The organism is Saccharopolyspora sp. NPDC049426 (assembly GCF_040676935.1).
Taxonomy (GTDB): domain Bacteria; phylum Actinomycetota; class Actinomycetes; order Mycobacteriales; family Pseudonocardiaceae; genus Saccharopolyspora.
This window is the reverse complement of the sequence record NZ_JBFAPZ010000025.1, coordinates 23803-46776: the sequence shown is the minus strand read 5'-3', so window position 1 is coordinate 46776 and position 22974 is coordinate 23803. Positions and strand designations below refer to the sequence as shown.

Below are 22974 nucleotides of genomic sequence, written 5' to 3'. Positions count from 1 at the left end.
TTTCGCGCGAAATTCGAATGGCCCCGTGCCGCGAGAAGGGCCCGCGACGCGAGACGGGCGCTCGGCCGGGGTGGCCGAGCGCCCGTTCGGAGCGTGGTTCTGGCTGGTCAGTCGCGGAAGATGAGGAGCTTGAGCATGATGAAGTTGATCATCGTGCCGAGCCCCTGGGCGATGACCCAGAACAGCGTGAACTGCCATGCCTCCTGCGCGTTGAACAGCACGCACAGCAGCTGGTTGGAACCCATGTTCACGAAGAACGTCGTGGTGTAGAGCACGACGAAGGCGCCGGCCTTCGCGGTGGTGTTGCCCTGGCCCGCGCCCTGGAAGGTGAACTTGCGGTTGATCACGTAGGACGCCGTGGTGCCCAGGATGAACGAGATGGACTTCGACAACCAGATCGGCCAGCCGAGCACGCCCAGCAGCAGCGAGTAGGTGCCGAAGTCGATGACGGCGCAGCCGCCGCCGATGATGATGAAGCGCGCCAGCTGGTTGAACACGCCCAATTTCTTGGGCTCGGTGTTGGCTGCGGTATCGGCCACTGTCACAGGTTCACCCTTACGAAACGACGGCAGGACCAGACGCCCTCCGACCCCGCAGCTGGAGTTGCCGGGACCGTGGCACACACGTCCCCCGAGAGTGTAGCGATGACGCTTCGAGATCCGCTGGGGACCGCTCGTACCCGGCGGTAGAAGAACCCGATGCGCGGATAGACTCGGCTGGGTGGGATCGGTAAGGGACGAGCTTCAGACGCTGACCGGCTGGGGGCGCACGGCGCCCACCAGGGCTCACGTCGTCAGCACTCCGGACGTCGAGGCCATCGCCGACGCGGTCCGGAAGGCGGGCGAGCGAGGCGTCATCGCGCGCGGCCTGGGTCGCAGCTACGGCGACCCGTCTCAGAACGCGGGGGGCGCGGTCATCGACATGACCGCCCTGGACCGCGTGCACAAGATCGACGTCGACGAGGCCGTGGTGGACGTCGACGCAGGGGTTTCGCTGGACACCCTGATGCGCCGCCTCCTGCCGCACGGGCTGTGGATCCCGGTGCTGCCGGGCACCCGCCAGGTCACCGTCGGCGGTGCCATCGGATCCGACATCCACGGCAAGAACCACCACTCGCAGGGCAGCTTCGGCAGCCACGTGCTGTCGCTGGACCTGCTCACCGCGGACGGCCAGGTCCGCACGCTCAAGCCCGAGGGCGACACCTCGGAGCTGTTCTGGGCGACCGTCGGGGGCATGGGCCTGACCGGCATCATCGTCAGGGCCGCGGTGAAGCTCAAGCGCGTCGAGACCGCGTACTTCGTGGTCGACAACGTGCGGACGAAGAACCTGGACGAGCTGATCGAGCACTTCACCGACGGCTCCGACGCCAACTACGTGTACTCGGTGGCCTGGTTCGACTCGCTCGCCCGGGGCGACAGCCTGGGCCGCGCGCTGCTGACCCGGGGCAACTCGGCGAAGCTGGAGGACCTGCCGAAGAAGCTGCGCAAGGACCCGTTGAAGTTCAACGCGCCGCAGCTGATGACCGCCCCACCGATCTTCCCCAACGGGCTGGTCAACAAGTACACGATCACCGCGTTCAACGAGGTCTGGTACCGCAAGGCGCCGACCAAGTTCGGCGCGGTGCAGAACATCACCCAGTTCTTCCACCCGCTGGACCTGGTCGGCGAGTGGAACCGCATCTACGGCCCGAACGGCTTCCTGCAGTACCAGTTCATGGTGCCGTTCGGGCAGGAAACGATGTTCCGCCGGTCCATCGACAAGATCAGCGCCTCGGGCCACGTGTCGTTCCTGAACGTCCTCAAGACCTTCGGCCCGGGCAACGACGCCCCGATGTCCTTCCCCCGGGAAGGCTGGACGCTGACAGTCGACATCCCGATCACCCCGGGGCTGGACCGGCTCTGCCAGGAGCTTGACGAGATGGTCCTCGACGCAGGTGGCCGGTTGTACCTGGCCAAGGAGTCGCGGACCAATGCCGAGATGATCGAGAAGATGTACCCGCGAATCGACGAGTGGCGCAAGATCCGCGCTTCGGTCGACCCGCAGGGCATCTTCGTCTCCGACCTTTCGCGAAGGCTGGGCCTGTGACCGCAGCAATGGAGTACCGCACGCTGACCGGTTGGGCACGAACCGCACCGTCCCGGGTGCGCGTGCTCAGCACGACCGACGTCGACGCCATCGCCGAGGCGGTGCGCACCGCCGACGAGCGGGGCGTCATCGCCCGCGGCTTGGGCCGCAGCTACGGCGACGTCGCGCAGAACGCCGGTGGCGTGGTCGTCGACATGACCGCGCTCAACCGCGTTCACGACATCAACCCGGACACCGCCATCGTCGACGTCGACGCGGGCGTGAGCCTGGAAGAGCTGATGAAGGCCGCGCTGCCCTACGGCCTGTGGGTCCCGGTGCTGCCGGGCACCCGGCAGGTCACGGTGGGTGGCGCGATCGCCAACGACATCCACGGCAAGAACCACCACAGCGCGGGCAGCTTCGGCAACCACGTGGTGGCGATGGACCTGCTCACCGCCGACGGCGAGATCCGCACGATCACGCCCAACGGCCCGGACGCCGACCTGTTCTGGTCGACGGTGGCGGGCATCGGCCTGACCGGCATCATCCTGCGCGCTTCGATCCGGATGACCCGGACCGAGACCGCGTACTTCATCGCCGACGCCGACCGGACCGCGAACCTCGACGAGACGATCGAGCTGTTCAACGACGGCTCGGACGACAGGTACACCTACTCGTCGGCGTGGTTCGACTCGATGTCCACCGGGTCGAAGCTGGGTCGCGGCGCGTTCGGCCGCGGCTCGCTGGCCACGCTCGACCAGCTGCCGCCGAAGCTGCGGGCAGACCCGCTGAAGTTCGACGCGCCGCAGCTGCTGACGCTGCCGGACGTCTTCCCGCCGCGGCTGGCCAACAAGCTGACCTTCGGCACGATCGGCGAGCTGTACTACTGGAAGACGCCGAAGCGCGGCCGCGACCTGATCCAGAACCTGACGGCCTTCTACCACCCGCTGGACCTGATCGGCGAGTGGAGCCGGGCCTACGGTTCGCAGGGTTTCCTGCAGTACCAGTTCTCGCTCCCCTACGGCAAGGACGAGGACCTCAAGCGGATCATCCGCAAGGTGGCCCAGTCCGGCAACGTGTCGTTCCTCAACGTCATCAAGAAGATGGGCGAGGGCAACCGGTCCCCGCTGTCCTACCCGCACCCCGGCTGGCTGGTGTGCCTGGACTTCCCGATCGTCGACGGTCTGGGCAAGTTCTGCACCGAGCTGGACGAGGACGTGCTCTCCCTCGGCGGCCGGCTGTACACCGCCAAGGACTCGCGGACGTCCGCGGAGACCTTCCACCAGATGTACCCGCGGGTGGACGAGTTCAAGAAGATCCGCCAGACCATTGACCCCGAAGGCAAATTCGCCTCAGACATGAGCCGGAGGCTTGAGCTGTGATCGACGCTGTTGGCAACCCCCAATCCCTGCTGGTGCTCGGCGGCACCTCGGACATCGCGCTGACCACCGCGAAGCAGTACGCGCAGACCCGCGCGCTGCGCATCGTGCTGGCCGACCGCCCCGAGGAGTCCGAGCGCCTCGAAGCCGCTGCCGAGGAGCTGCGCAAGACCGGCAGCACGGTGTCGATCCTGCACTTCGACGCCCGCAAGCCGGAGACGCACGCCGAGGTCATCGACAAGGCGTTCGCCGACGGCGACGTCGACGTCACGCTGATCGCCTTCGGCATCCAGGGCGACAACGAGAAGGGCTGGACGGACTTCGAGGCCGCCCGCGCCGTCGCCGACATCAACTACGTCGCCCCGGTGGGCCTGGGCGTGCTGCTGGCCAACAAGCTCAAGAAGCAGGGCCACGGCAGCATCGCGGTGATGGCCTCCCCGGCCGGTGAGCGCGCTCGCCGCTCGAACTTCGTCTACGGCTCCTCCAAGGGCGGCCTGGACATCTTCTACACCGGTCTCACCTACGCGCTGGAGGAGCACGGTGTGAAGGTCACCGTGATCCGCCCGAACTTCGTGCACACGAAGCTCACCGCGGGCATGAAGCCGCCGCCCATGTCGCAGACCCCGGACCAGGTCGCCGCGGCGATCATCGACGGCGTCCGCAAGGGCAAGGAAGAGGTCTACGCGCCCGGCCAGATGCGCTGGGTCATGTTCGTGCTCAAGCACGTTCCGCGCTTCATCTTCAAGAAGCTGCCGTTCTAGGTTCCGGGGTCGGTTCGCCGCGCGGGTACCGCCCGGCGAACCGGCCCTGAGATCGAGCGCTTCGGCCGAACGGGGTCGTCGGGTGAATCCCGGCGGCCCCTTTCGCATTTCCCGGGTTGACCGCGGATCCCGCGGAGGTCCAGAATTCGATCTCGGCCGCCCGGTTTGTCCAGACCACTGGAACGGAATTCTCGATCGGGACAATTTTGCCGCGAACGGGCAACGTTTCGCCCTCTCGCAGCGATCTGTAACTGTGCGGGCGTCGCGACGCCCGCCGAGCTTCCAGACGCGCGGCGCGCATCGGGAAGCGCGGATGCCCGGAGAAGTGGGGTTCACCAGGCATCCGCGTCCGTGGGTCCTCCGCCTGCCCTCACTACCCGGGGGACCCACGGAACGTCCGCGAGCGGACTTCCATTGGACGCCCGGGGCGGTTCCGAGGTTTCTCCACCCACGCGGAATCGAAAGCGCAAAGGCACTTTTCGCCCGTTCGGCCTATCAAGGAAGAACTTCTCAGGACTGCGTGTGAACGACTGGACGCCCCCAGTAACCTGATCATTCGTGGACGACTTCGAGACGGCCATCGCCGAGTACTACCGGCTCGGTCCGGAGCGGGATCGCCTCAGCACCTGGGGTTACTTGGAGGCGCTGCGCACCGCCGAACTGCTGGGTCGACACCTGCCGCCTGCGCCGGGCATCATCTACGACATCGGCGGCGCCGAGGGCGCCTACGCCCTTCCGCTGGCCCGCGACGGCTACGCGGTGCACCTGGTCGACGCCTGGGCTCCGCACGTGACGGCCGCGGCCGAGGCGTCCGCCGCCCAGCCCGCCGCACCGCTGGCCGGCTGCACCGTCGGCGACGCGCGGGACCTCCCCTTCGCCGACGGCACCGCCGACGCGGTGCTGCTGCTCGGTCCCCTCTACCACCTGCTGGAACGCGCCGACCGATTGCGCGCGCTGCGCGAAGCGCAGCGGGTGCTCAAGCCGGGAGGCGTGCTGCTCGCGGCGGCGGTGTCGCGCTACGCGTCGACCTTCGACGGCGTGGCGATGGGCGACATCGTCAACCCGGACTTCCAGGAGCTCGTCCAGGGCGCGCTGCGCGACGGCCTGCACCGCAACACCAGGCCCGACGAGTTCCCGCACTGGTTCACCCTCACCTACTTCCACCGGCCCGCCGACCTGCGCGACGAGGTCGCCGACGCGGGTTTCCGGGCGATCGAGCTGGTGGCGGTGGAGAGCGTGGCGGCCTGGGCCGCCGACACCCGCCGGCTGAGCGAACCGGAGTACCGGGACGCGACGCTGCGGGCGATCCGCCGGGTCGAGTCGGCGCCCGAGCTGCTCGGGGCCAGCCCCCATCTCATGGCCGTCGCACGCAGGTCCCACTGACGTCTCTTCCCTGGAGTTCGGCGTGTCGGACAACCCGGAGCGCGGTGGATGTCGTGAAACTGCATGAAACTCAACGCGGTTCCCTCACCGGCATCGCCCCGACCACCCCGGGAGAACGAGCAGGGTGAAGTACCTGACGAGCACGGCACCGGTCGAAGCGCCCGCTGAACCGCGGGTCGACGACGTCCCTCGGCGTTCGCACCGGGGCAAGTGGCTGGCGCACGTGATCGCGCTGTGCCTGGGAGTCGCGGGACTGTGCTGCGCGATCGCGCTTCCGCTGGCGCCGGTGCTGCTCGACCGCACCGAGGTGCACTGGCCGGCGGCGACGGACGAGAACCCCACGACGACGGCGTTCATCACGCCCTACCGGCCCGCCGAGTTCCACGCGACCGTGCCCTGCGCGACCATGCGCGCCGCGCTGGGGGGCAACGGCTCGACGACGGTGCTCAGCACCCTTCCGCCGGGCAGCGACCGCGACGGGCTCGTGCTGTCCACCCAGGACGGACGTCCCCGGCTGCTGCTGGGTGAGCGCGAGGTGGAACTTCCCGCCGGGTCCTGCGGTCTGACGGTGCGCGGTGATGGCGCGGGCTCGGTCGTCGAACCCGCCGGACGTGCGCCGGTCACGCTTCCCGGCGTGCCCGCACCCGAGGTGTTCACCTTCGCGACCTCGTTGGAACCCGACCAGCTGCACGGGCTTTCGGTCACCGCGCGCACCTACTCGTGGGCCGACACCTCCCCCACCGAGACCAAGAGGAGCCTGATCGAGGCGGCGCTGCTGCTCGGACTGTGCTCGCTGCTGCTGCTGTTCGCCCACACCCCGCCCGCGCTGCGCGGGTTCCGCCCGAACCCGCTGCTGTGGCCGGTGGACGCCGGGGTCATCGCGGTGATCTGGGTGTGGCTCTTCGTCGGACCGCTCACCGACGACGACGGCTTCGCGATGATGACCGTCCGCAACTACGCCGAGACCGGCGACGTCGGCAACTACTACCGCTGGTTCAACGCCTCCGAGGCGCCGTTCACGCTGGTGCAGCACTTCATGCGCTGGTGGTCGGCCGACGGCCTGGAGCCGTTCTGGCTGCGGATGCCCAGCGCCGCAGCCGGTCTGCTGACTTGGCTGGTGGTCAGCCGCGGCATCGTCGCCCCGATCTGCCGGGGGCGCAGGCCGTTCCCGCTGCACCTGGTGACAGCGGTGTTCTTCCTCGCCTGCTGGCTGCCCTACGGTCTGGGAATCCGCCCGGAGCCGTTCCTGGCGCTGGGCACGTCGATCCTGGTCGCGTCGTTGCTGCGGGCCTCGCGCAGCAGCGCGCCGTTCGGCTGGCTGGGGGTGGCCGCGCTGGTGTGCGGGTTGACGCTGGCGATCACGCCGACCGGGGTCAGCGCGGTGCTGATGGTGCTGGTGTTCGCGCCGCGCATCTGGTCGCTGTTGATGCGTCCCGGAGCGCTGCCGCGCTGGGCAGTGGTACCGGTCCGCGTCGTGCTGCTGGCGAGCCTGGGCTCGGTCGGTCTGGTGGCGATGTTCGCCGACTCGTCCTGGAACGGGGTGCTCCACGCGACCGAGGTGCACGACGAGTTCGGGCCGAGCCTGGGCTGGTACCAGGAGATCGACCGCTACTCGAAGCTGCTCGGCACCAGCATGTGGGGCGTCGCCGGCAAGCGGCTCGTCGTGTTCCTGGTGATCACGGCCGTGCTGATCGCCGCAGCGTGCGCGATGCGCCGACTGCACCGCACCACGGCCGTGCCCGATCTGCCGGTGCTGCTGGGCTCGGTGGCCGCGGTGCTGGCCGCGCTGTGGCTGACGCCGTCGAAGTGGACGCACCACTTCGGTGCGCTGATCGGTGTCGGTCCGGCGCTGGTGGCGGTGACCGTGGTGCTGCTGGTGCGGGTAGGCGCGCTGGCCGACGGGCACCGGGAAGCCCGGTTGCTGGGCGTTTTCGGCACCGTGGCGGCGTCGGTGGCGGCGGGTCTGGCGTTCATGGGCCCGAACGCCTGGCCGTGGCAGTCGAACCTGGCGATGCCGTGGGCGGACACCCCGGTCCGGCCGGACCTGCCGCTGGACAGCCCCGTGCTGTGGATGCTCGTCGGGCTCGTCGCCGGGCTGCTGACGCTCGTCGGGCTGCTGATCCGGATGCGGCTGCGGTCCCGCGCCCTCGGCGGTCTGATGTGGACGGTCGCTCCCGTCTCGGTGCTCACCGGGTCGGCGCTGGCGATGGCGCTGGTGCTGCTGGGCTCGTTCCTGTCGGTGCCGGAGACGATGGGCGACCGCTTCTCGGTGGCCCGGATGAACCGGCTCAGCCACGAGGCGTCCAGCTGCGGGCTGGAGGACGAGGTGCAGGCGATGCCCATCGCCGAGCCCCTCGCCCCGATCGACCCCGACGACACCGGCGAGCTGGACGGGTTCACCACCGGCGGAGGTCTGCCGCAGGAGCCGGACCTGCGCCTGGAGAACCCCGGCGAGCCGCTGCGGCTCCCCGATCCCGACGATCCCGACGATCCGCGCGCCGACGAGCCCACCGCGCGCCGGGCCAGCGATTTCGCCTGGACCAGCCGGGACGGCGGTCCGCAGGACACCGGCACGCTGATCACCCCGTGGTTCGGCCTGCCGCAGGTGAACGCGCAGCAGGTCCTGTCGATGTGGGTGTCCGGCCGTCCCGAGCAGGGCAACTCGCTGACCTTGGAGTTCGCCGCCGGGAACCGTCCGCTGGGACGCGAGGTGCTCCGCGATCCGCCGCCGGTGGACCTGCCGTTCAAGGACCCGCGGCACGGCCGCGACGACGACTGGCGGGACTTCACCGCGTGGCGCTCGATGACCGTCGAGCCCGGTGACGTCCCGGCGGGCGCGGACCGAGTCCGGGTGCTGGCCACCGACCGCAGCACCGACCGGCAGGGCTGGTTGAGCCTCAGCGGCCCGGTGGTGCGCGACGTCGTCGGGCTGCGGCAGGCCCTGGACGCGCAGGGACCGCTGCTGATCGACTGGCCGATGAGCTTCGTGTTCCCCTGCCGGACCGACTACCCGCAGGTCGGCCACGGGGTCGCGGCGAGCCCCCGGATGCTGATCACGCCCCCTGAGGGCGAGGGCTCGATGGCCTACGACCCGACCCTCGGCGGGGTGTTCGCCGGGGTGCCGATGCTGTCGCAGCGCATGGAGCTGCCCACCCGGTTGCACGGAACGCCGGGCTACGACTGGGGTCACCTGCTCGTGGTCCGCTACGAACGCGAACGCGATTCCTACACCACGACTCGCCAGCGGGAACGCGTCCGCGGAGCCGACGGCGATGGGACCTACCCCTTCGAACAGGAGTGATCGTTTGTGCGAGTCACCGCCGGATGCCCGAAACTGACGTTCCCGGGACCGATTTGCGGCTGACCCGCTGAACACCGCTGAGCTGGGGGAACGTTGCTGGACGGGATCGAGCGAACCGCGGACGCCTCTCCTCCGATGCCCGCCGCGCCCACGCCGCGCCGCCGTCTCGCGAACGCCCTCGGCCTGGTGGTCGGCGTCCTGGCGGTGCTGGCCGCGGTCGCCGTGCCGTTCGCGCCGGTCGTCGGCGACCGGGTCACGGTCACCTGGCCGATGGCCGGGCAGTCGGCGGAGAGCACGCTCGCCTTCGTTGTCCCGTACCACCCGGACGAGGTACACGTGCGGGTCCCGTGCGAGGTCGTTCGCGCAGGTCAGGACCGCGGCGAGCCGACGACGCTGGTGTCCTCCCGCCCGCCCGGTCAGCCCACCGAGGGCTTCGCCGTCACCACCGCCCAGGACCACGTGATCGCCCTGGTCGCGGGGCGGGAGGCGTTGCGCGCGCCGATCGGGGAAGGCTGCGACGTCGCCATCGACGGTGGCCCGGCCGGGGCCACCGCCCGCATCGGCGACCAGACCGCCTCGGTGCCCTCCGGGATCCGCGACATCGTCGCGTTCACCACCCAGCTCTCCCCCGCCGAGGCGACCGGCACCGAGGTCCAGGTGGTCACCGCCAACTGGTTCGAAACATCCCCCACACAGGGCAAGCTGCGGCTCATCGCCGCCCAGCTGCTGCTGGTGGCGGCCGGTTTCGCGATCCTGGCGACGCTGGACCGCCGACGCCGCGGAGCGGTCGAACGCCCGGTCCCACGGCTGGCGCAGCGGCTGTCCGGCTACGTGATCGACCTGGGGCTGCTGGCCGTGCTCGCGGGCTGGTGGCTGCTGGGCCCGAACAGCCCGGACGACTCGTTCGCCTCGGTGACCGTGCAGAACGGGCTGCGCACCGGAGACATCGGCAACTACTACCGCTGGGAGAACGCCTCCGAATCACCGTTCACGCTGGTCCAGCAGCTGCTGATGCACGTCGCCGAGTGGAACCAGAACCCGCTGGCCATGCGCATACCCAGCATCCTCGCCGCCGTGCTCACCTGGCTGGTGCTCAGCCGGGGCGTGCTCGGCGCGGCCATCCCCGGACAGCACCACCGGCCGCTGGTCCGGGTCCTGGCCGCGGTGGCCTTCCTGTCCTGGTGGCTGCCGTTCGGGATGGGCGTGCGACCGGAGGCGTTCGAGGCGCTGGGGCTGACCGCCGTGCTGGCGGCGGTGCTGCAGGCCGCCCGCACCGAGCGGCGGGTGTGGCTGGGCGTGGCAGCGCTGGCGGCAGGGCTGTCGATCGCGGTCAACCCGATGGGCATCACGGCGATCGCCCCGTTCCTGGTGCTCGCGCCGCGCCTGTGGCGGATGGCCGGGGTCGGGCTGGCCGCGCTGCTGGCCGGGATCGCCTCGGTCGGCGTGGTGGCGATGTTCGCCGACCAGTCGCTGTTCGGCGCCGCGAAGGCCACCGACCTGCACAGCTACTACGGGCCGAACGTGTCGTGGTTCCAGGAGGTCATGCGCTGGCAGTACCTGCTCGGCTTCGACCTGCAGGGCGACGTCGCGCGCCGCGCCGCCGTCCTGCTCACCCTCGTCGTCGCGGCGTTCAGCGTCGTGGTGCTGCTGCGCCACCGGAGGGCCGGCCGTGCCGACGGCCTGCGCCTGGCGCACGTCCCGGCGGCATCGCTGCTGCTCAGCATGGCCTTGATGACCCTCACGCCGTCGAAGTGGACGCACTACTTCGGCGCGCTCGCCGGCGTCGGAGCGGCTACTGTGACCGCGGGCATCGTGCTGGTCGGCGTCGCCGCGGTCACCGCGAGCCGGGACCGGGTGGTGCTCGTCGCCGGTCTGGTGGGAACCGTGCTCGCCGGTGGCGCGGCCGCGCTCGTCTTCTCCGGCAAGAACAACTGGTTCCTGCACTCGCAGTACGGGGTGCCCTGGGGAGAAGGTCCGGTCCGGCCGCTGAACAACCCGCTGGTCTGGTTGCTGGTCGCCGGTCTGCTGATGGCCGCATCCGCGCTGTTCAGGAGAGGAGACGACCGGGTGCGGCGGGCGTTGATCCGCACACCCGCTCTGGTGTGCGTCACGGCGATGGGGGTGGCGGTGACGATCGTGCTCGGTTCCTTCGTGGCGGCGCCGATCAGGCAGGGCGACGCCTACTCGATCGGCGCGCAGGGCATCGCCGCCGCGCGCGGAGGCAGCTGCGGCATCGCCGACAAGATCGTCGTCACCCCGGACGTGGCGGGGCTGCGCGGTGGCGACGGCGCCGAGATGGCCGGGTTCACCGAGGGCACCGGTTTCGCACCGGGTTTCACCCCGCCCGCCGACGTCCCGGTGTGGGGGAGCCTGACCGGCGGTCAGATCAACACCGGCACGCTGACCACCGGCTGGTTCCCGCTGCCGGCGCTGGCCCCCGACCAGGAGCTCGCCTTCGGTGTGGCCGGGCGCAGCGGCGACGGCAACCGGGTCGCTCTGGAGTTCTCCGGGCCCGGCGGGACGCGCGAGGTCGTGCTCGACGACACCTGGATGGACTCCGACGAGCGCGAGGCCTACCCGACCGACCACGTCATCGAGGACGAGGCGCAGGACCACCCCGGCTGGCGGGACATGCACCTGTCCCCGGCGCAGATCCCGGCCGGCGCCGACCGGGTCCGCATCACCGCCAGCGACAGCACCACCGACCCCGCGGGTTGGGTCGCGGTCAGCGGACCGCGGATCCGGCAGGTCATCCCGCTGACGGAGTACATGCAGGACAAGGCCCCGACGTACGTGGACTGGTCGATGACCTGGAACGTGCCGTGCCTGCGGGACCTGCCGCAGGTCGGCAGCGGTCTCATCCAAGCCCCCGCGTACCTGATCACCCCGCCGAACTCGATGGGGTTCGGCGGCACCGCAGCGTTCGAACGCGGAATCGGCGGGGCGTTCGCCGGAGTTCGGGACGTCGGTGTTCAAGAAGAGATCCCGACAAGGCTCAACGGTTACGAGAAAACACCCGAATACTCCGAGTGGGGCCACCTCATCGAGGTGCAATACCCCTACCCGGGCAACCGATTCGACGTCCAACGCGTTGAAGCTCCACGGTGGGGTTGGCGAGGGGAGTGACCATGTCCGACACGATCCGCCACGAGGTCGGAATCCCGGTTCCGCAGCAGGCGCGGAACTCCGAGGCCGAATCACCGCAACTGATCTCGTACGTGCTGCCGGTCTACAACGAGGCCGAGGGGATCAAGCACTTCCACACCGAGCTCACCGACGCCGTCGCCACGCGACCCGAATTCGACTACGAGTTCGTCTACGTCAACGACGGTTCCGCCGACGGATCGCTGCGCGTCCTGCACGACATCGCGAAGAACGATTCCCGCGTGCGGGTCGTCGACTTCGCGCGCAACTTCGGCCACCAGATCGCCATCACCGCGGGCCTGGACTACGCCGCCGGAGAGGCGGTGATCGTGATGGACACCGACCTGCAGGACCCGCCTCGGGTCAGCCTGGAGATGATCGACGCGTGGCTGGCCGGCGCCGAGGTCGTGCAGGCGCGGCGGCGGTCCCGGCGCGACAGCCCGTTCAAGCGGGCCACCGCGCACACCTACTACCGGCTGCTGCGCAGCTGCTCCGACGTCGACATCCCGGTGGACACCGGCGATTTCCGGCTGCTCAACCGGCGCGCCGCCGAGGAGCTGCGGACGTTCCGGGAACGCAGCCGGTTCATCCGGGGCATGGTCGCCTCGATGGGGTTCAACCAGCAGGAACTGCTCTTCGACCGGGACGAGCGGGTCGCGGGCGAGACCAAGTACCCGATGCGCAAGATGCTGCGGCTGGCCGCCGACGGCGTCACCGGGTTCTCCACCGCCCCGCTCAAGCTGATCACCCGGATGGGGTTCGCGGCACTGGCCCTGGCGCTGCTGGGCATCATCTACTCGGTGACGCTGCGGCTCTTCTTCCCCGAAGTCACCGTCTCGGGGTGGACGATGCTGATGGTCGTGATGCTGTTCCTGGGCGGGCTGCAGATGCTGTCGCTGGGGGTCATCGGCAGCTACATCGGCCGCATCTACAGCGAAGTGCAACAACGCCCCCTCTACATCGTCCGGGATGTGATCCGGCATGACGAAGCTTGAGCCGCGTTCCCGGCTGATCAGCCGGGAACTGCTGCTCTACGCCGTGATCGGCGGCAGCGGCGTGCTGCTGGACTACCTGCTCTTCCTAGTGCTGTTCAACCACTTCGGGATGCACCACCAGCTGGCCAACGCCCTGAGCACGACTGCGGGGATCACCAACAACTTCGTGCTCAACTCGCTGTTCAACTTCCGCAAGACCGACCGGATCCTGGTGCGGTTCCTGCGCTTCTACGCGGTGGGCATCGCCGGGATCGTGCTGACGTTCCTGCTGCTGGCGGTGTTCTCCACGTGGCTCGGGATCGACGCGAACCTGGTCAAGCTCGCCAGCCTGCCGGTGGTCCTGCTGTTCCAGTACACGATCAACAAGAGGTGGAGTTTCGGATGAGAGTGGGGATCGTCGGCGCCGGTGCGACCGGGCTGACCGCGGCCTTCGACGCGGTGCGCGCCGGGCACGAGGTGACGGTGCTGGAAGCCTCCGCCGAGCTCGGCGGGCTCGCGGCGTCCATCGAGGTCGGCGGCACACCGCTGGAGCGCTTCTACCACCACAGCTTCCGCAGCGACGAGGCGATGATCGAGCTCATCGAGGACCTCGGGCTCAGCGACCGGCTGCGGTTCCACAAGCCGACCACCGGCGTGTACTTCAAGGGCCGGCTGCACGACTTCGGCACACCGGTGGAGATGCTGAAGTTCTCCGAGTTCTCGATGCTGGACCGGTTCCGGTTCGGCGCGTCCTCGGCCGCGCTGAAGGTGATCCGCAACGGCTCCCGGTTCAACGGGGTCCGCGCGCTGGACTGGATGCGGCGCTGGGCGGGGAAGAAGGTCACCTCGACCATCTGGGAACCGCTGCTGAAGGGCAAGTTCGGCGATCGCGCCGAGGAGATCTCGATGGCGTGGCTGTGGGCGCGGATCCACTGCCGCACGTTCGAACTCGGTTACGTCCACGGCGGTTTCGACCAGGTCTACCGGGCGCTGACCGACGCGGTGACCGAACGCGGCGGGAAGATCGAGTTCAGCAAGCCGGTCTCGTCCATCACCCAGCCGTCGGAGGCGGTTCAGGTGCGGACCTCGGACGGCAGCAGCTACGAGTTCGACCACCTCATCGTCACGGTCCCGCAGCCCGCGTTCGCCAAGGCCGCCGACATCGAATCCGACGACGTGCTGTGGCGGAACCAGTACCTGGGCGCGACCTGCTTCATCCTCGAGGTCGACCGCAGCGTCATCCCGTACTACTGGCTCAACATCAACGACCCGGAGTTCCCGTTCCTGGCGGTCGTGGAGCACACCAACATGGTCGACAAGCAGGAGTACGGCGGGAACCACGTCGTCTACGTGGGCAACTACGTGCCGCGCGACGACTGGCGCTTCACCACCGACCCGGCCGAGCTGCTGCGGAACTACATCCCCTGGCTCAAGCGGCTCAACCCGGAGTTCGACGAGTCCTGGATCAAGGAGTGGCACTTCTCCAAGGCCGGGTTCGCCCAGCCCATCGTCACCCCGACGTACCGCTCGCTGATCCCGCCGCACAAGACCCACATGCCCGGCGTCACGCTGGCCACGATGTCCCAGATCTACCCGCAGGACCGAGGCCAGTCCTACGCCATCGGCATGGCGCACGAGATCACCGAGAGCCTCGGCCTCCGCTGAGCACCAACACCGGAGTCGGACGCGCGCTCCGAGCCGACCACGGAGTGTGGCTCCCGGGTGGCCAGCCACGCGGCCGGGTGAAGAATTCAAATTTCGCGCGAAATTCGAACCCCGAACTCCCGAGTCGAACTTCGCGCGAAATTCGAAACTCGGGCGTCAGGCCTCGTTGAGGCCCGGGGTGCCGTCCGGGATGGTGAAGGTGGCGAGGTCTTCGACCGGGGCACCGGGCTTGGAGACGTAGGGCAGGACCTTGTAGGTCGCCGTCATCTCCGTTTCGGTGATCTTGGTGGAGATGTAGCCGCGCTGGTTGTTGTAGAGGCGGACGTGGGGGTTCTCGGCCAGGTAGGCCTTCTCCTTGTCCTTCAGCTCGGCCGAGCCGTCGCCGCCGCTGGTGATCGAGGTGGCCGTCAGCTCGGTGGCCACCACGTCCTCACCGTCGTGGATCTCGTTCGCCCAGTGGGTGTGGACGTCGCCGGTCAGCACCACCGGGTTGCGGGTCCCGGCCTGCTTCCAGCCCTCGATGACCCGCTGCCGGGAACCGACGTAGCCGTCCCAGGCGTCGGGGTTGTAGGCCTTGTCGTCCCCGTTGAGGTAGTCGATCTCGGCGAACATGACCTGCTGGCCCAGCACGTCCCAGCGGGCCCGCGACGAGCGCAGGCCCTGCAGCAGCCAGCGCTCCTGCTCGGCGCCGGTGAGGCTGCGCTTGGGGTCCAGCCGGGCCGGGTCCTGGGTCGGGAACTCGTCGTTGCCGACCTGGTCGTCGCGGTACTGGCGGGTGTCGAGCATGTGGAACGTCGCCAGCGAACCCCATTCGACCCGCCGGAACAGCCGCAGGTCGATGCCCTGCGGGACCTGGGCGCGGCGCAGCGGCATGTTCTCGTAGTACGCCTGGAAGGCGGCCTTGCGGCGCTCCAGGAAGTTCGGCTGCGGCTCGTCGGGGTGCTCGTAGACCTCGTCGGCCCAGTTGTTGTCCAGCTCGTGGTCGTCCCAGACCACGACCCACGGGGCCGCGGCGTGCGCGTGCTGCAGGTCGAGGTCGGCCTTGTACTGGGCGTGCCGCTGCCGGTAGTTGGCCAGAGTCTCGGTCTCCGGGCCGGCGTGATCGCGCGGGTTGCCGCCCGGCGCCACGTAATCGCCCGCCTGGTACTCGTACTGGTAGTCGCCCAGGTGCAGGATCAGGTCCGGACGCTCGTCGCCGAGGTGGCGGTAGGCGGTGAAGTAACCGTGCTCGTACTGCGAGCAGGAGGCGAAGGCCATCGACAGCTCGCCCATCGTGCCGGGCAGCGGCGCCGTCCGGGTGCGCCCCGCGGGCGAGACGGAGCCCTCCGCGCGGAACCGGTAGAAGTAGTCGCGGCCCGGCCGCAGGCCCTCCAGCTCGACATGCACGCTGTGGCCCATCTCGGGAGCGGCCGGAGCCTCACCCCGGCGCACCACGCGCGTGAAGAGCTCGTCCTCGGCGACCTCCCACTCCACCGGGATCGTCTTGGTCGGCATGCCGCCCATGCCGTCCTCGGCGAGCGGGTCGGCGGCCAGGCGCGTCCACAGCACGAAACCGTCCGGCAGCGGATCGCCGGAGGCCACGCCGAGGCTGAAGACCTCGCCCCTGCGGGCCGCACCGGCACCCGGCAACGACAGCGCGGACGGCGCCCCGGCGACGGTCAGCGCCGCGGCACCGGCGGCACCGCCGATCAGCACGCTGCGGCGGGAGAGCAACGAATCGGACTTGTCCATGAGCGTCGGGTCCTCCATCGATTCGGGAACTCCGACCACTCTCACCGGACCGGGTGAACGCGTCGGTGATCGACGATGAACAAACCGTGCAGAACGTCGAAGCCCCCGGCCACTCGGACCGGGGGCTTCGACGAAAGGCGCTGCCTACAGGTAGAACGCCAGGAACAGGCAGCCGGCGAGGATCACGCCGAGCACCATCAGGACCTTGTCCTTGAGGACCACTTCCTCCGGCTCACCGGCGACACCCTTGTCGATGTCCACCGCGTACCGCAGGATCGCGATCACCATCGGCACGATGGAGATCAGGCCCCAGCGCGACATCTCGAACTCGCGGATGTCGTAGGCCCACAGCGAGTAGGTCATGATCGTGATCGCGGCCGCGATGGCCCACACGAACCGCAGGTAGGACGGCGAGTACGCCTTCAGCGACTTGCGGATCTTCGCGCCGGTCTCGGCGGCCAGCTTCACCTCGGCGTAGCGCTTGCCCGCCACCATGAACAGCGAGCCGAACGCCACGATCAGGTAGAACCACTGGGTGATCACCAGGTTCGCCGCCGCACCACCGGCGATGGCGCGCAGCAGGAACCCGGAGGCCACGATGCACAGGTCGATCACCGGCTGGTGCTTGAGGCCGAAGCAGTAGCCCAGCTGCACCGCGATGTAGAGCGCCATCACCGCCAGCAGCTGCATGCTCGTCAGACCCGAGATCAGCAGCGAACCGCCCAGCAGCAGCACGCACACCACGTAGGCGATCGGCACCGGGATCAGGCCGGCCGCGATCGGGCGGTTGCGCTTGGTCGGGTGCTGCCGGTCCGCCTCGACGTCGATCGCGTCGTTGACGAAGTAGATGCCCGAAGCGGCCATCGAGAACACCACGAACGCGATCACCGCGTCGAGCAGGATGGCCGGGTCCAGGATCTCGCCCGCCGCGAACGGCACGGCCAGCACCAGGACGTTCTTCACCCACTGCTTCGGGCGAAGCTCCTTGATCAGACCGGTCGCCAGACCGGCAGGCGTGCCCGCCTTGGCGGTCACCTTCGCGTGGTAGGCGTCCGACGACTTGTCCTTCTCGTCGTCGGTCTTCTTCGCCTCCGGCTCCAGCACCTCGTCGCCGAACTCGGCGCCGATGGTGCCTTCCGCGTCGGACTCGACCTCGGTCTTCTTCGAGCCGTTGGAGGCCTCGGCGGTGTCGACTGCCTCGGCGGCCTCGGCCGTGTCAGTCGAAGCTTGCTTGTTGTCAGGCACGGTTCCTCCGCCGTCTCATGAACCGCCGGGTGACCAGTGCAACGGCACCGCCGAGCACCGAACCGGCGACCACATCGCTCGGGTAATGAACCCCCAGGACAAGTCGGCTGACCATCATGGGCGGCACGATCGCCGGGGTCAGCTTCTTGCCGGTCAACCCGCCGTAGAGCACCGCGGCGGCCGTCGTGGACGTCGCGTGCGAGGACGGGAAGCTCAGCTGGCTCGGCGTACCGACCAGCACCTGGATCTCGGGGTCTTTCGGACGCGGGCGGCGGACCACCCGCTTGACCGCGATCGACGCCGCGTGCGCGGCGGCGACCCCTGCCGCGGCGGTGACCCACTCACCGCGGCGCTTGCGGTCGACCAGCGCACCGACCGCGCCGATGGCCAGCCACCCTGCGGCGTGCTCACCGAACAGCGACATCGCGTGCGCCGTCTTGACGACCGCGGGCTTGGCCAACGCGCCCTGCACCTTGCGCAGCGCGATGGTCTCGGCCGTGACCTGCTCGTCCTGCTTGAGGTCGGTCACGTCCTCGGGGGCGATCAGCGTAGTCAGCTCTGCCACTTCGTCTCCGGGAAAGTCGGCGTCATTTGGGATCAAAGACTTGCTTCCAGGACTCAGCGCTGGTCAGCTCCGGCAGCGCGGCGCGGTACTCCTCGCGCAGCCGCGCCCACTCCTGGCCGAGCCGCTTGTAGTTGGCCAAGGACTCCAAGCCCAGCCGGCGGAACGTCTCCGGGTCGCGGCGGCGGAACGCCACCCCGCTGCCGTCGGCGTTGGACACAGTGGCGCTGTCCAGGTTGCCCAGCAGGAACCAGCGGGCGGCGGCGGCCGGAACGTTGAGCTGCGGCCGGTCCGACGCGTCGTGCGCGGGCTCCTTGAGGTTGTGCAGCAGCGCCTTGGACGCGCGCGCCGCGATCACCGCCGGGTTCACCGGCGGGTTGAGCAGGCCCTCGGCCATGATCGGGTCCGCGCTCGGCGGCGGGAACTCCCGCGCCGACGGGAGCGTCTTGGCGTCGTCGTAGTCCTTGCGCAGCTCGCGCACCTCGGGCAACGCCGTGCGCAGGCTGTCGAACAGGCCCGACGGGCCCTTCAGGAAGTCCTCGATGGCCTTCTGCTGGACCGCGACCGTGGAGTACTCCATCGACAGCAGGTGCCGCAGCGTGAGCTTGAGGCCCTGCTTGACGATGTTGTTCTTGACCTCTTCCGGGCTGTGCAGCGCGGCCAGGATCAGCCGGTTGCGGGTGTGGAAGTAGGCGGTCCAGTCCGTGGCGTCGTTCTTGTCGGTCCACGGCATGTGCCAGATCGCCGCACCCGGCAGCGTCACCGTCGGGTAGCCGTGGCCGCCCGCGCGCAGCGAGTACTCCGAGTCGTCGTGCTTGATGAACAGCGGCAGCGGCAGCCCGGTGCGCTCGATGATCTCGCGCGGGAACAGGCACATCCACCAGCCGTTGTAGGTGGAGTGGACGCGCTGGTGCAGCTTCTTGGTCTTGCGCAGCGGCTTCTTGGCGAAGTCGTGGTCGGTGACCGCGCCCGGCGCCGCGCGCCAGATGCCCTGGCCGAGGTCGACGACCTCGCCCATGGTGTGCAGCCGCGAGCGGGCCTGCAGGTTGAGCATCTGACCACCGACGATGACCGGGTGGGTGGCGGCGCGCGCGAAGGCGTTGGCCCGCAGCACACCGTCCGGCTCCAGGGCGATGTCATCGTCGATGACCATCACCTGGGCGGCGTTGGAGTTGTGGATGCCCTCGTACATGACCCGGCCGAAACCGCCGGACCCACCGAGGTTGTCCTGCTCGATGACGTGCAGCTTGTCGCCGATGGCCTTGGCGGCCTCGTCGAAGCCCTCGACCTCGTGGATCTTCTGCGGGCCCTGATCGGCCACGATGACCCGCTCCACCACGGCCATGACCTGCGGGTCTTCCCCGAGGGTCTTGAGCGCTTCGATGCACTCCGATGGCCGGATGGTGGTGGTGCCGACCACGACCTGCTGCTTGGGCATCGGCTGGTCGGTGGTCCACGCGGCGTCGCTGATCTCCAGCGCGACGTCGTTGGTGAACAGGTCGAACCAGATCCAGCCGCCGTCCTCGAACGGCTGCAGCGACACCTTGAACTCCAGCGACGTCCAGTCCTCGCTGGAGACCTTGGAGCCCTGCAGGTGAACGCTGTCGCCGTTGGACTTCGAGCGGTAGACGTCGAGCCGACCGGACCCCTTGACCTGCAGCCGCAGCACGATCTCGTCGATCTTGGTCCAACGCTTCCAATAACTGGCCGGGAAGGCGTTGAAGTAGGACGCGAGCGAGATCTTGCTGTGCGCGGGCACGCGCAGGTTGCGCCGGGAGACCACCGTGGCCGTGCTGGCCAGCGCCTCGGGTTCGTCGATGTAGAGCGGACGCACGTCCAGCGGGTCCTCGCCGCGCGGGAACACGATCCGCTGCAGCACCTGCTCGGGCGCCACGTCCGAGGTCCCGGCGCGCACCGAAGTGACGTCGCTGAGCTTGCTCTCCCCAGCGGCGTTGGGCTCTCGGGGGGTCCGGTCGGTCACGTCAGTCCTCCAGCGAGCCGTCCAGCGAACGGCCCTCGGTGAAGTATGGAGCGATCTTGTTGTCGAACATGCTCAGCGCCGAGCCGATGGCCATGTGCATGTCCAGGTACTTGTAGGTGCCCAGTCGACCACCGAAGATGACCTTGCGCTCCTTGGCCTCGTTCTTGGCCAGTTCGCGGTAGGCCTCCAGCTTGCGCCGGTCCTCCGGGGTGTTGATCGGGTAGTAGGGCTCGTCCCCGCTCTCCGCGGACCGCGAGTACTCGCGCACGACCACCGTCTTGTCCGTCGGGTAGTAGTCCCGCTCGGGGTGGAAGTGCCGGAACTCGTGGATCCGGGTGTAGGGGACTTCCTCGTCGGCGTAGTTCATCACCGACGTGCCCTGGAAGTCGCCGGTGCTGACGACCTCGGTCTCGAAGTCCAGGGTGCGCCAGCCCAGCTCGCCCTCGGCGTAGTCGAAGTACTGGTCCAGCGGACCGGTGTAGACGACCGGGACGTCGGTGGGCAGCTCACCGCGAACGTCGAAGAAGTCGGTCGCCAACCGGACCTCGATGTTCGGGTTCTCCGCCATCTTCTCCAACCACGCGGTGTAGCCCTCGACGGGCAGCCCCTCGAAGTCGTCGTTGAAGTAGCGGTTGTTGAGGTTGTAGCGAACCGGCAGCCGGCTGATGATCGCCGCGGGCAGCTCCTTGGGGTCGGTCTGCCACTGCTTGGCCGTGTAACCGCGCACGAATGCCTCGTACAGCGGGCGGCCGATCAGGGAGATCGCCTTCTCCTCAAGGTTCTGCGCGTCCGCGGTGTCGATCTCGGCCGCCTGCTCGGCGACCAGCGCCTTCGCCTCGTCCGGGGTGAACGCACGACCGAAGAACTGGGACAGCAGCCCCAAGTTCATCGGGAACGAGTAAATCTGCCCCTGGTGCTTGGTGAACACCCGGTGCTGATAGTTGGTGAATTCGGTGAACTGGTTTACGTAATCCCACACGCGTTTGTTCGAGGTGTGGAAAAGGTGCGCGCCGTAGCGATGCACCTCGATACCGGTTTCAGGCTCCGCCTCCGAGTAGGCGTTGCCCCCGATGTGGTCACGTCGGTCCAGCACCAGCACCCGCTTGTCCAGCTGGGTGGCGGCGCGCTCTGCGATCGTGAGGCCGAAGAATCCGGAACCAACAACGATCAGGTCATAGCCTGCGAAGCTCACAGTCGTCGAGGGTAGCTGTAGCGCGATGCCACCCCGAAACCGCGTTGACGTTATTGGCTACATATGACCACGAAGAGTGTCGATATCACTCCCCAAGACCGCCCATTCCTCGTTGTCCAGGCATTTCATCACTCGTCGGGGGTGACTGCCGCGACACCGGCGGCGACTATTCGTGGCTGTTAATACCCGTTAGGCGACCCGCCCGGCGAGTCGTGCGGGGGCTACCATCGCGCCGTATCGACGCGCCGGTGAAACCCTTTCACGCAGGTCCGAGACTCCGGGACGGGCGCGCAACACTGGGTGGTGAGCTGTGGGGTCGACCCGCGCCCGTGACGGGCGTCACTTGCTGATCGCGGCGATCGTGCTCGAGGTGCTGGCGGTCTGGTTCGTGCACTGGATCGACACCCGCGGCTACATGGACACCGAGATTTACCGGCTTGGTGCGCGCGCGTGGCTCAACGGTTACCAGGTCTACGGCGACGATCTGACCCCCGAATCACCGGACTCCGCGACGTTGCCCTTCATCTACCCGCCGTTCGCCGCGCTGTTGTTCGTCCCGCTGACCTGGATGTCCGAGACGGCCGCCGTCGTGGTCGTGGCGCTGTGCTCGCACCTGGCGATCCTGCTGACCGCCTACTCGCTGGCCCGCTCCTCGCGATACCTCGCGCCCCACGCCGGCCGGGTCGCCGTGGCCACCGCGCTGCTGCTGCCGTGGCTGACGCTGATCGAACCGGCCCGCGAAACCCTCAACTACGGCCAGATCAACCTGGTGCTCATGAGCCTGGTCGCCGCCGACTGCCTGCTGCCGCGCACCCGCTGGCCGCGCGGGATGCTGGTCGGCATCGCCGCCGCGATCAAGCTGACCCCGCTGGGCTTCCTGCTGTTCTTCCTGCTGCGCAGGGACTACCGGGCCATGTCGATCACCGGCGTCACCTTCGCCTCCACCGTGTTCCTGGGACTGCTGGCCGCGCCGCACGACTCGGCGGACTGGTGGCTGGACAAGATGCTGTCCACCGGTGACTCCTTCGGCACCGTCTACGCGGGCAACCTGACGCTGCGCAGCCTGCTGGCCAAGCAGGAGCTCACCGGGTTCGCGCTCGACTCGCTGTGGGTCACCGGCTCGCTGCTGCTGCTCGCGCTGGCCGTGATGGGCATCCGCTACGCGCTGAGCGTGCGCGACGTGCCGCTGGCGCTGGTGCTCAACGCGGTGTGGGTCCTGCTGGTCTCGCCGATCTCCTGGTCGCACCACTGGGTGTGGGCCGGTCCCGCGCTGGCGCTGGTGTTCATGATGTCGCTGCGCAACCGCTGGCACGGGATGACCATCGCGGTCGTGATCTCGGCGATCACGGTTCTGGCCGGGCCGCAGTGGTACCTGCCCAACACCGGTGATCGCGAACTCGACTGGACTTTCTCGCAGCAGATCGTCGGCAACGCCTACACGTTGATCGGGATCGGATTCCTGGTGTGCGCGGCGGTGGCTTATGTGCGATTCGGGCGGCGGCCGGTGAATTCCCCGGAATTCCCGAACGGCTCTCTCATTCCGGGACGCTGAATCCCGACCCGCGGATTCGGGCATAACGGAGTTCCGGAAG

The 22974-nt window shown here is 68.8% G+C and carries 16 protein-coding genes; 10 read left to right on the top strand and 6 right to left on the bottom strand.

The window, feature by feature from the left end:
• Positions 1-107 precede the first annotated feature (107 nt).
• Positions 108-545, bottom strand: a complete 438-nt coding sequence (locus AB0J78_RS32720) for a GtrA family protein (protein WP_235876593.1) — start codon at positions 543-545, stop codon at positions 108-110.
• A 175-nt stretch (positions 546-720) separates the two neighbouring features.
• On the opposite strand from AB0J78_RS32720, the gene AB0J78_RS32715 reads away from it, so the two are divergent.
• The 9 genes from AB0J78_RS32715 to AB0J78_RS32675 all read left to right on the top strand — a co-directional run bounded on the left by AB0J78_RS32715 (position 721) and on the right by AB0J78_RS32675 (position 14671).
• On the top strand, positions 721-2085 hold the full coding sequence (locus tag AB0J78_RS32715; protein WP_363795823.1) for an FAD-binding oxidoreductase: 1365 nt from the start codon (positions 721-723) through the stop codon (positions 2083-2085).
• A gap of 8 nt (positions 2086-2093) precedes the next feature.
• The gene (locus AB0J78_RS32710) at positions 2094-3446 is read left to right on the top strand and encodes an FAD-binding oxidoreductase (RefSeq protein WP_363795825.1); all 1353 of its coding nucleotides are present in this window, start codon (positions 2094-2096) and stop codon (positions 3444-3446) included.
• On the top strand, positions 3443-4204 hold the full coding sequence (locus AB0J78_RS32705) for a decaprenylphospho-beta-D-erythro-pentofuranosid-2-ulose 2-reductase (protein ID WP_132673265.1): 762 nt from the start codon (positions 3443-3445) through the stop codon (positions 4202-4204). Before AB0J78_RS32710 ends, AB0J78_RS32705 begins: the two co-directional genes overlap by 4 nt.
• Before the next feature lie 558 nt (positions 4205-4762).
• Entirely contained in the window at positions 4763-5587 is an 825-nt protein-coding gene (locus AB0J78_RS32700; RefSeq protein ID WP_363795821.1) for a class I SAM-dependent methyltransferase, read from the top strand.
• 124 nt (positions 5588-5711) lie between these two features.
• Positions 5712-8888, top strand: a complete 3177-nt coding sequence (locus AB0J78_RS32695; RefSeq protein WP_363795819.1) for an arabinosyltransferase domain-containing protein — start codon at positions 5712-5714, stop codon at positions 8886-8888.
• Between the two features lie 135 nt (positions 8889-9023).
• Complete coding sequence (locus tag AB0J78_RS32690) at positions 9024-12014, top strand: arabinosyltransferase domain-containing protein (protein ID WP_363795817.1); 2991 nt, start codon at positions 9024-9026, stop codon at positions 12012-12014.
• A gap of 2 nt (positions 12015-12016) precedes the next feature.
• Complete coding sequence (locus tag AB0J78_RS32685; protein ID WP_363795815.1) at positions 12017-13027, top strand: glycosyltransferase family 2 protein; 1011 nt, start codon at positions 12017-12019, stop codon at positions 13025-13027.
• Positions 13014-13412, top strand: a complete 399-nt coding sequence (locus AB0J78_RS32680; protein WP_363795813.1) for a GtrA family protein — start codon at positions 13014-13016, stop codon at positions 13410-13412. Before AB0J78_RS32685 ends, AB0J78_RS32680 begins: the two co-directional genes overlap by 14 nt.
• Positions 13409-14671: an NAD(P)/FAD-dependent oxidoreductase gene (locus AB0J78_RS32675; RefSeq protein ID WP_363795811.1), complete on the top strand. Its 1263-nt coding sequence runs from the start codon at positions 13409-13411 to the stop codon at positions 14669-14671. The genes AB0J78_RS32680 and AB0J78_RS32675 overlap by 4 nt, the downstream gene beginning before the upstream one ends.
• A gap of 156 nt (positions 14672-14827) precedes the next feature.
• On the opposite strand, the gene AB0J78_RS32670 is transcribed toward AB0J78_RS32675, so the two are convergent.
• The 5 genes from AB0J78_RS32670 to glf form a co-directional block, all read right to left on the bottom strand.
• The gene (locus tag AB0J78_RS32670; protein WP_363795809.1) at positions 14828-16402 is read right to left on the bottom strand and encodes an alkaline phosphatase D family protein; all 1575 of its coding nucleotides are present in this window, start codon (positions 16400-16402) and stop codon (positions 14828-14830) included.
• Between the two features lie 144 nt (positions 16403-16546).
• Positions 16547-17647 (bottom strand): decaprenyl-phosphate phosphoribosyltransferase, encoded by a 1101-nt coding sequence (locus tag AB0J78_RS32665; protein WP_363795807.1) that lies wholly within the window; start codon positions 17645-17647, stop codon positions 16547-16549.
• A complete protein-coding gene (locus tag AB0J78_RS32660; protein ID WP_363795805.1) occupies positions 17640-18212 on the bottom strand; it encodes a phosphatase PAP2 family protein in 573 nt (190 codons plus the stop codon). The genes AB0J78_RS32665 and AB0J78_RS32660 overlap by 8 nt, the downstream gene beginning before the upstream one ends.
• Positions 18213-18234: 22 nt before the next feature.
• On the bottom strand, positions 18235-20190 hold the full coding sequence (locus AB0J78_RS32655) for a glycosyltransferase (protein WP_363795803.1): 1956 nt from the start codon (positions 20188-20190) through the stop codon (positions 18235-18237).
• Position 20191: 1 nt separating this feature from the next.
• A complete protein-coding gene (glf, locus tag AB0J78_RS32650; protein ID WP_363795801.1) occupies positions 20192-21382 on the bottom strand; it encodes a UDP-galactopyranose mutase in 1191 nt (396 codons plus the stop codon).
• 310 nt (positions 21383-21692) lie between these two features.
• Between glf and AB0J78_RS32645 the strand changes: the two genes are divergently transcribed.
• Entirely contained in the window at positions 21693-22934 is a 1242-nt protein-coding gene (locus AB0J78_RS32645) for a glycosyltransferase 87 family protein (protein WP_363795799.1), read from the top strand.
• Positions 22935-22974: the final 40 nt, after the last annotated feature.

Bases quoted from the DNA above. Each gene is read 5' to 3' on its own strand.
- AB0J78_RS32710 (WP_363795825.1), top strand. From the start codon at position 2,094: ATGGAGTACCGCACGCTGACCGGTTGGGCACGAACCGCACCGTCCCGG.
- AB0J78_RS32690 (WP_363795817.1), top strand. From the start codon at position 9,024: ATGCCCGCCGCGCCCACGCCGCGCCGCCGTCTCGCGAACGCCCTCGGC.
- AB0J78_RS32685 (WP_363795815.1), top strand. From the start codon at position 12,017: ATGTCCGACACGATCCGCCACGAGGTCGGAATCCCGGTTCCGCAGCAG.
- AB0J78_RS32680 (WP_363795813.1), top strand. From the start codon at position 13,014: ATGACGAAGCTTGAGCCGCGTTCCCGGCTGATCAGCCGGGAACTGCTG.
- AB0J78_RS32675 (WP_363795811.1), top strand. From the start codon at position 13,409: ATGAGAGTGGGGATCGTCGGCGCCGGTGCGACCGGGCTGACCGCGGCC.
- AB0J78_RS32670 (WP_363795809.1), bottom strand. From the start codon at position 16,402: ATGGACAAGTCCGATTCGTTGCTCTCCCGCCGCAGCGTGCTGATCGGC.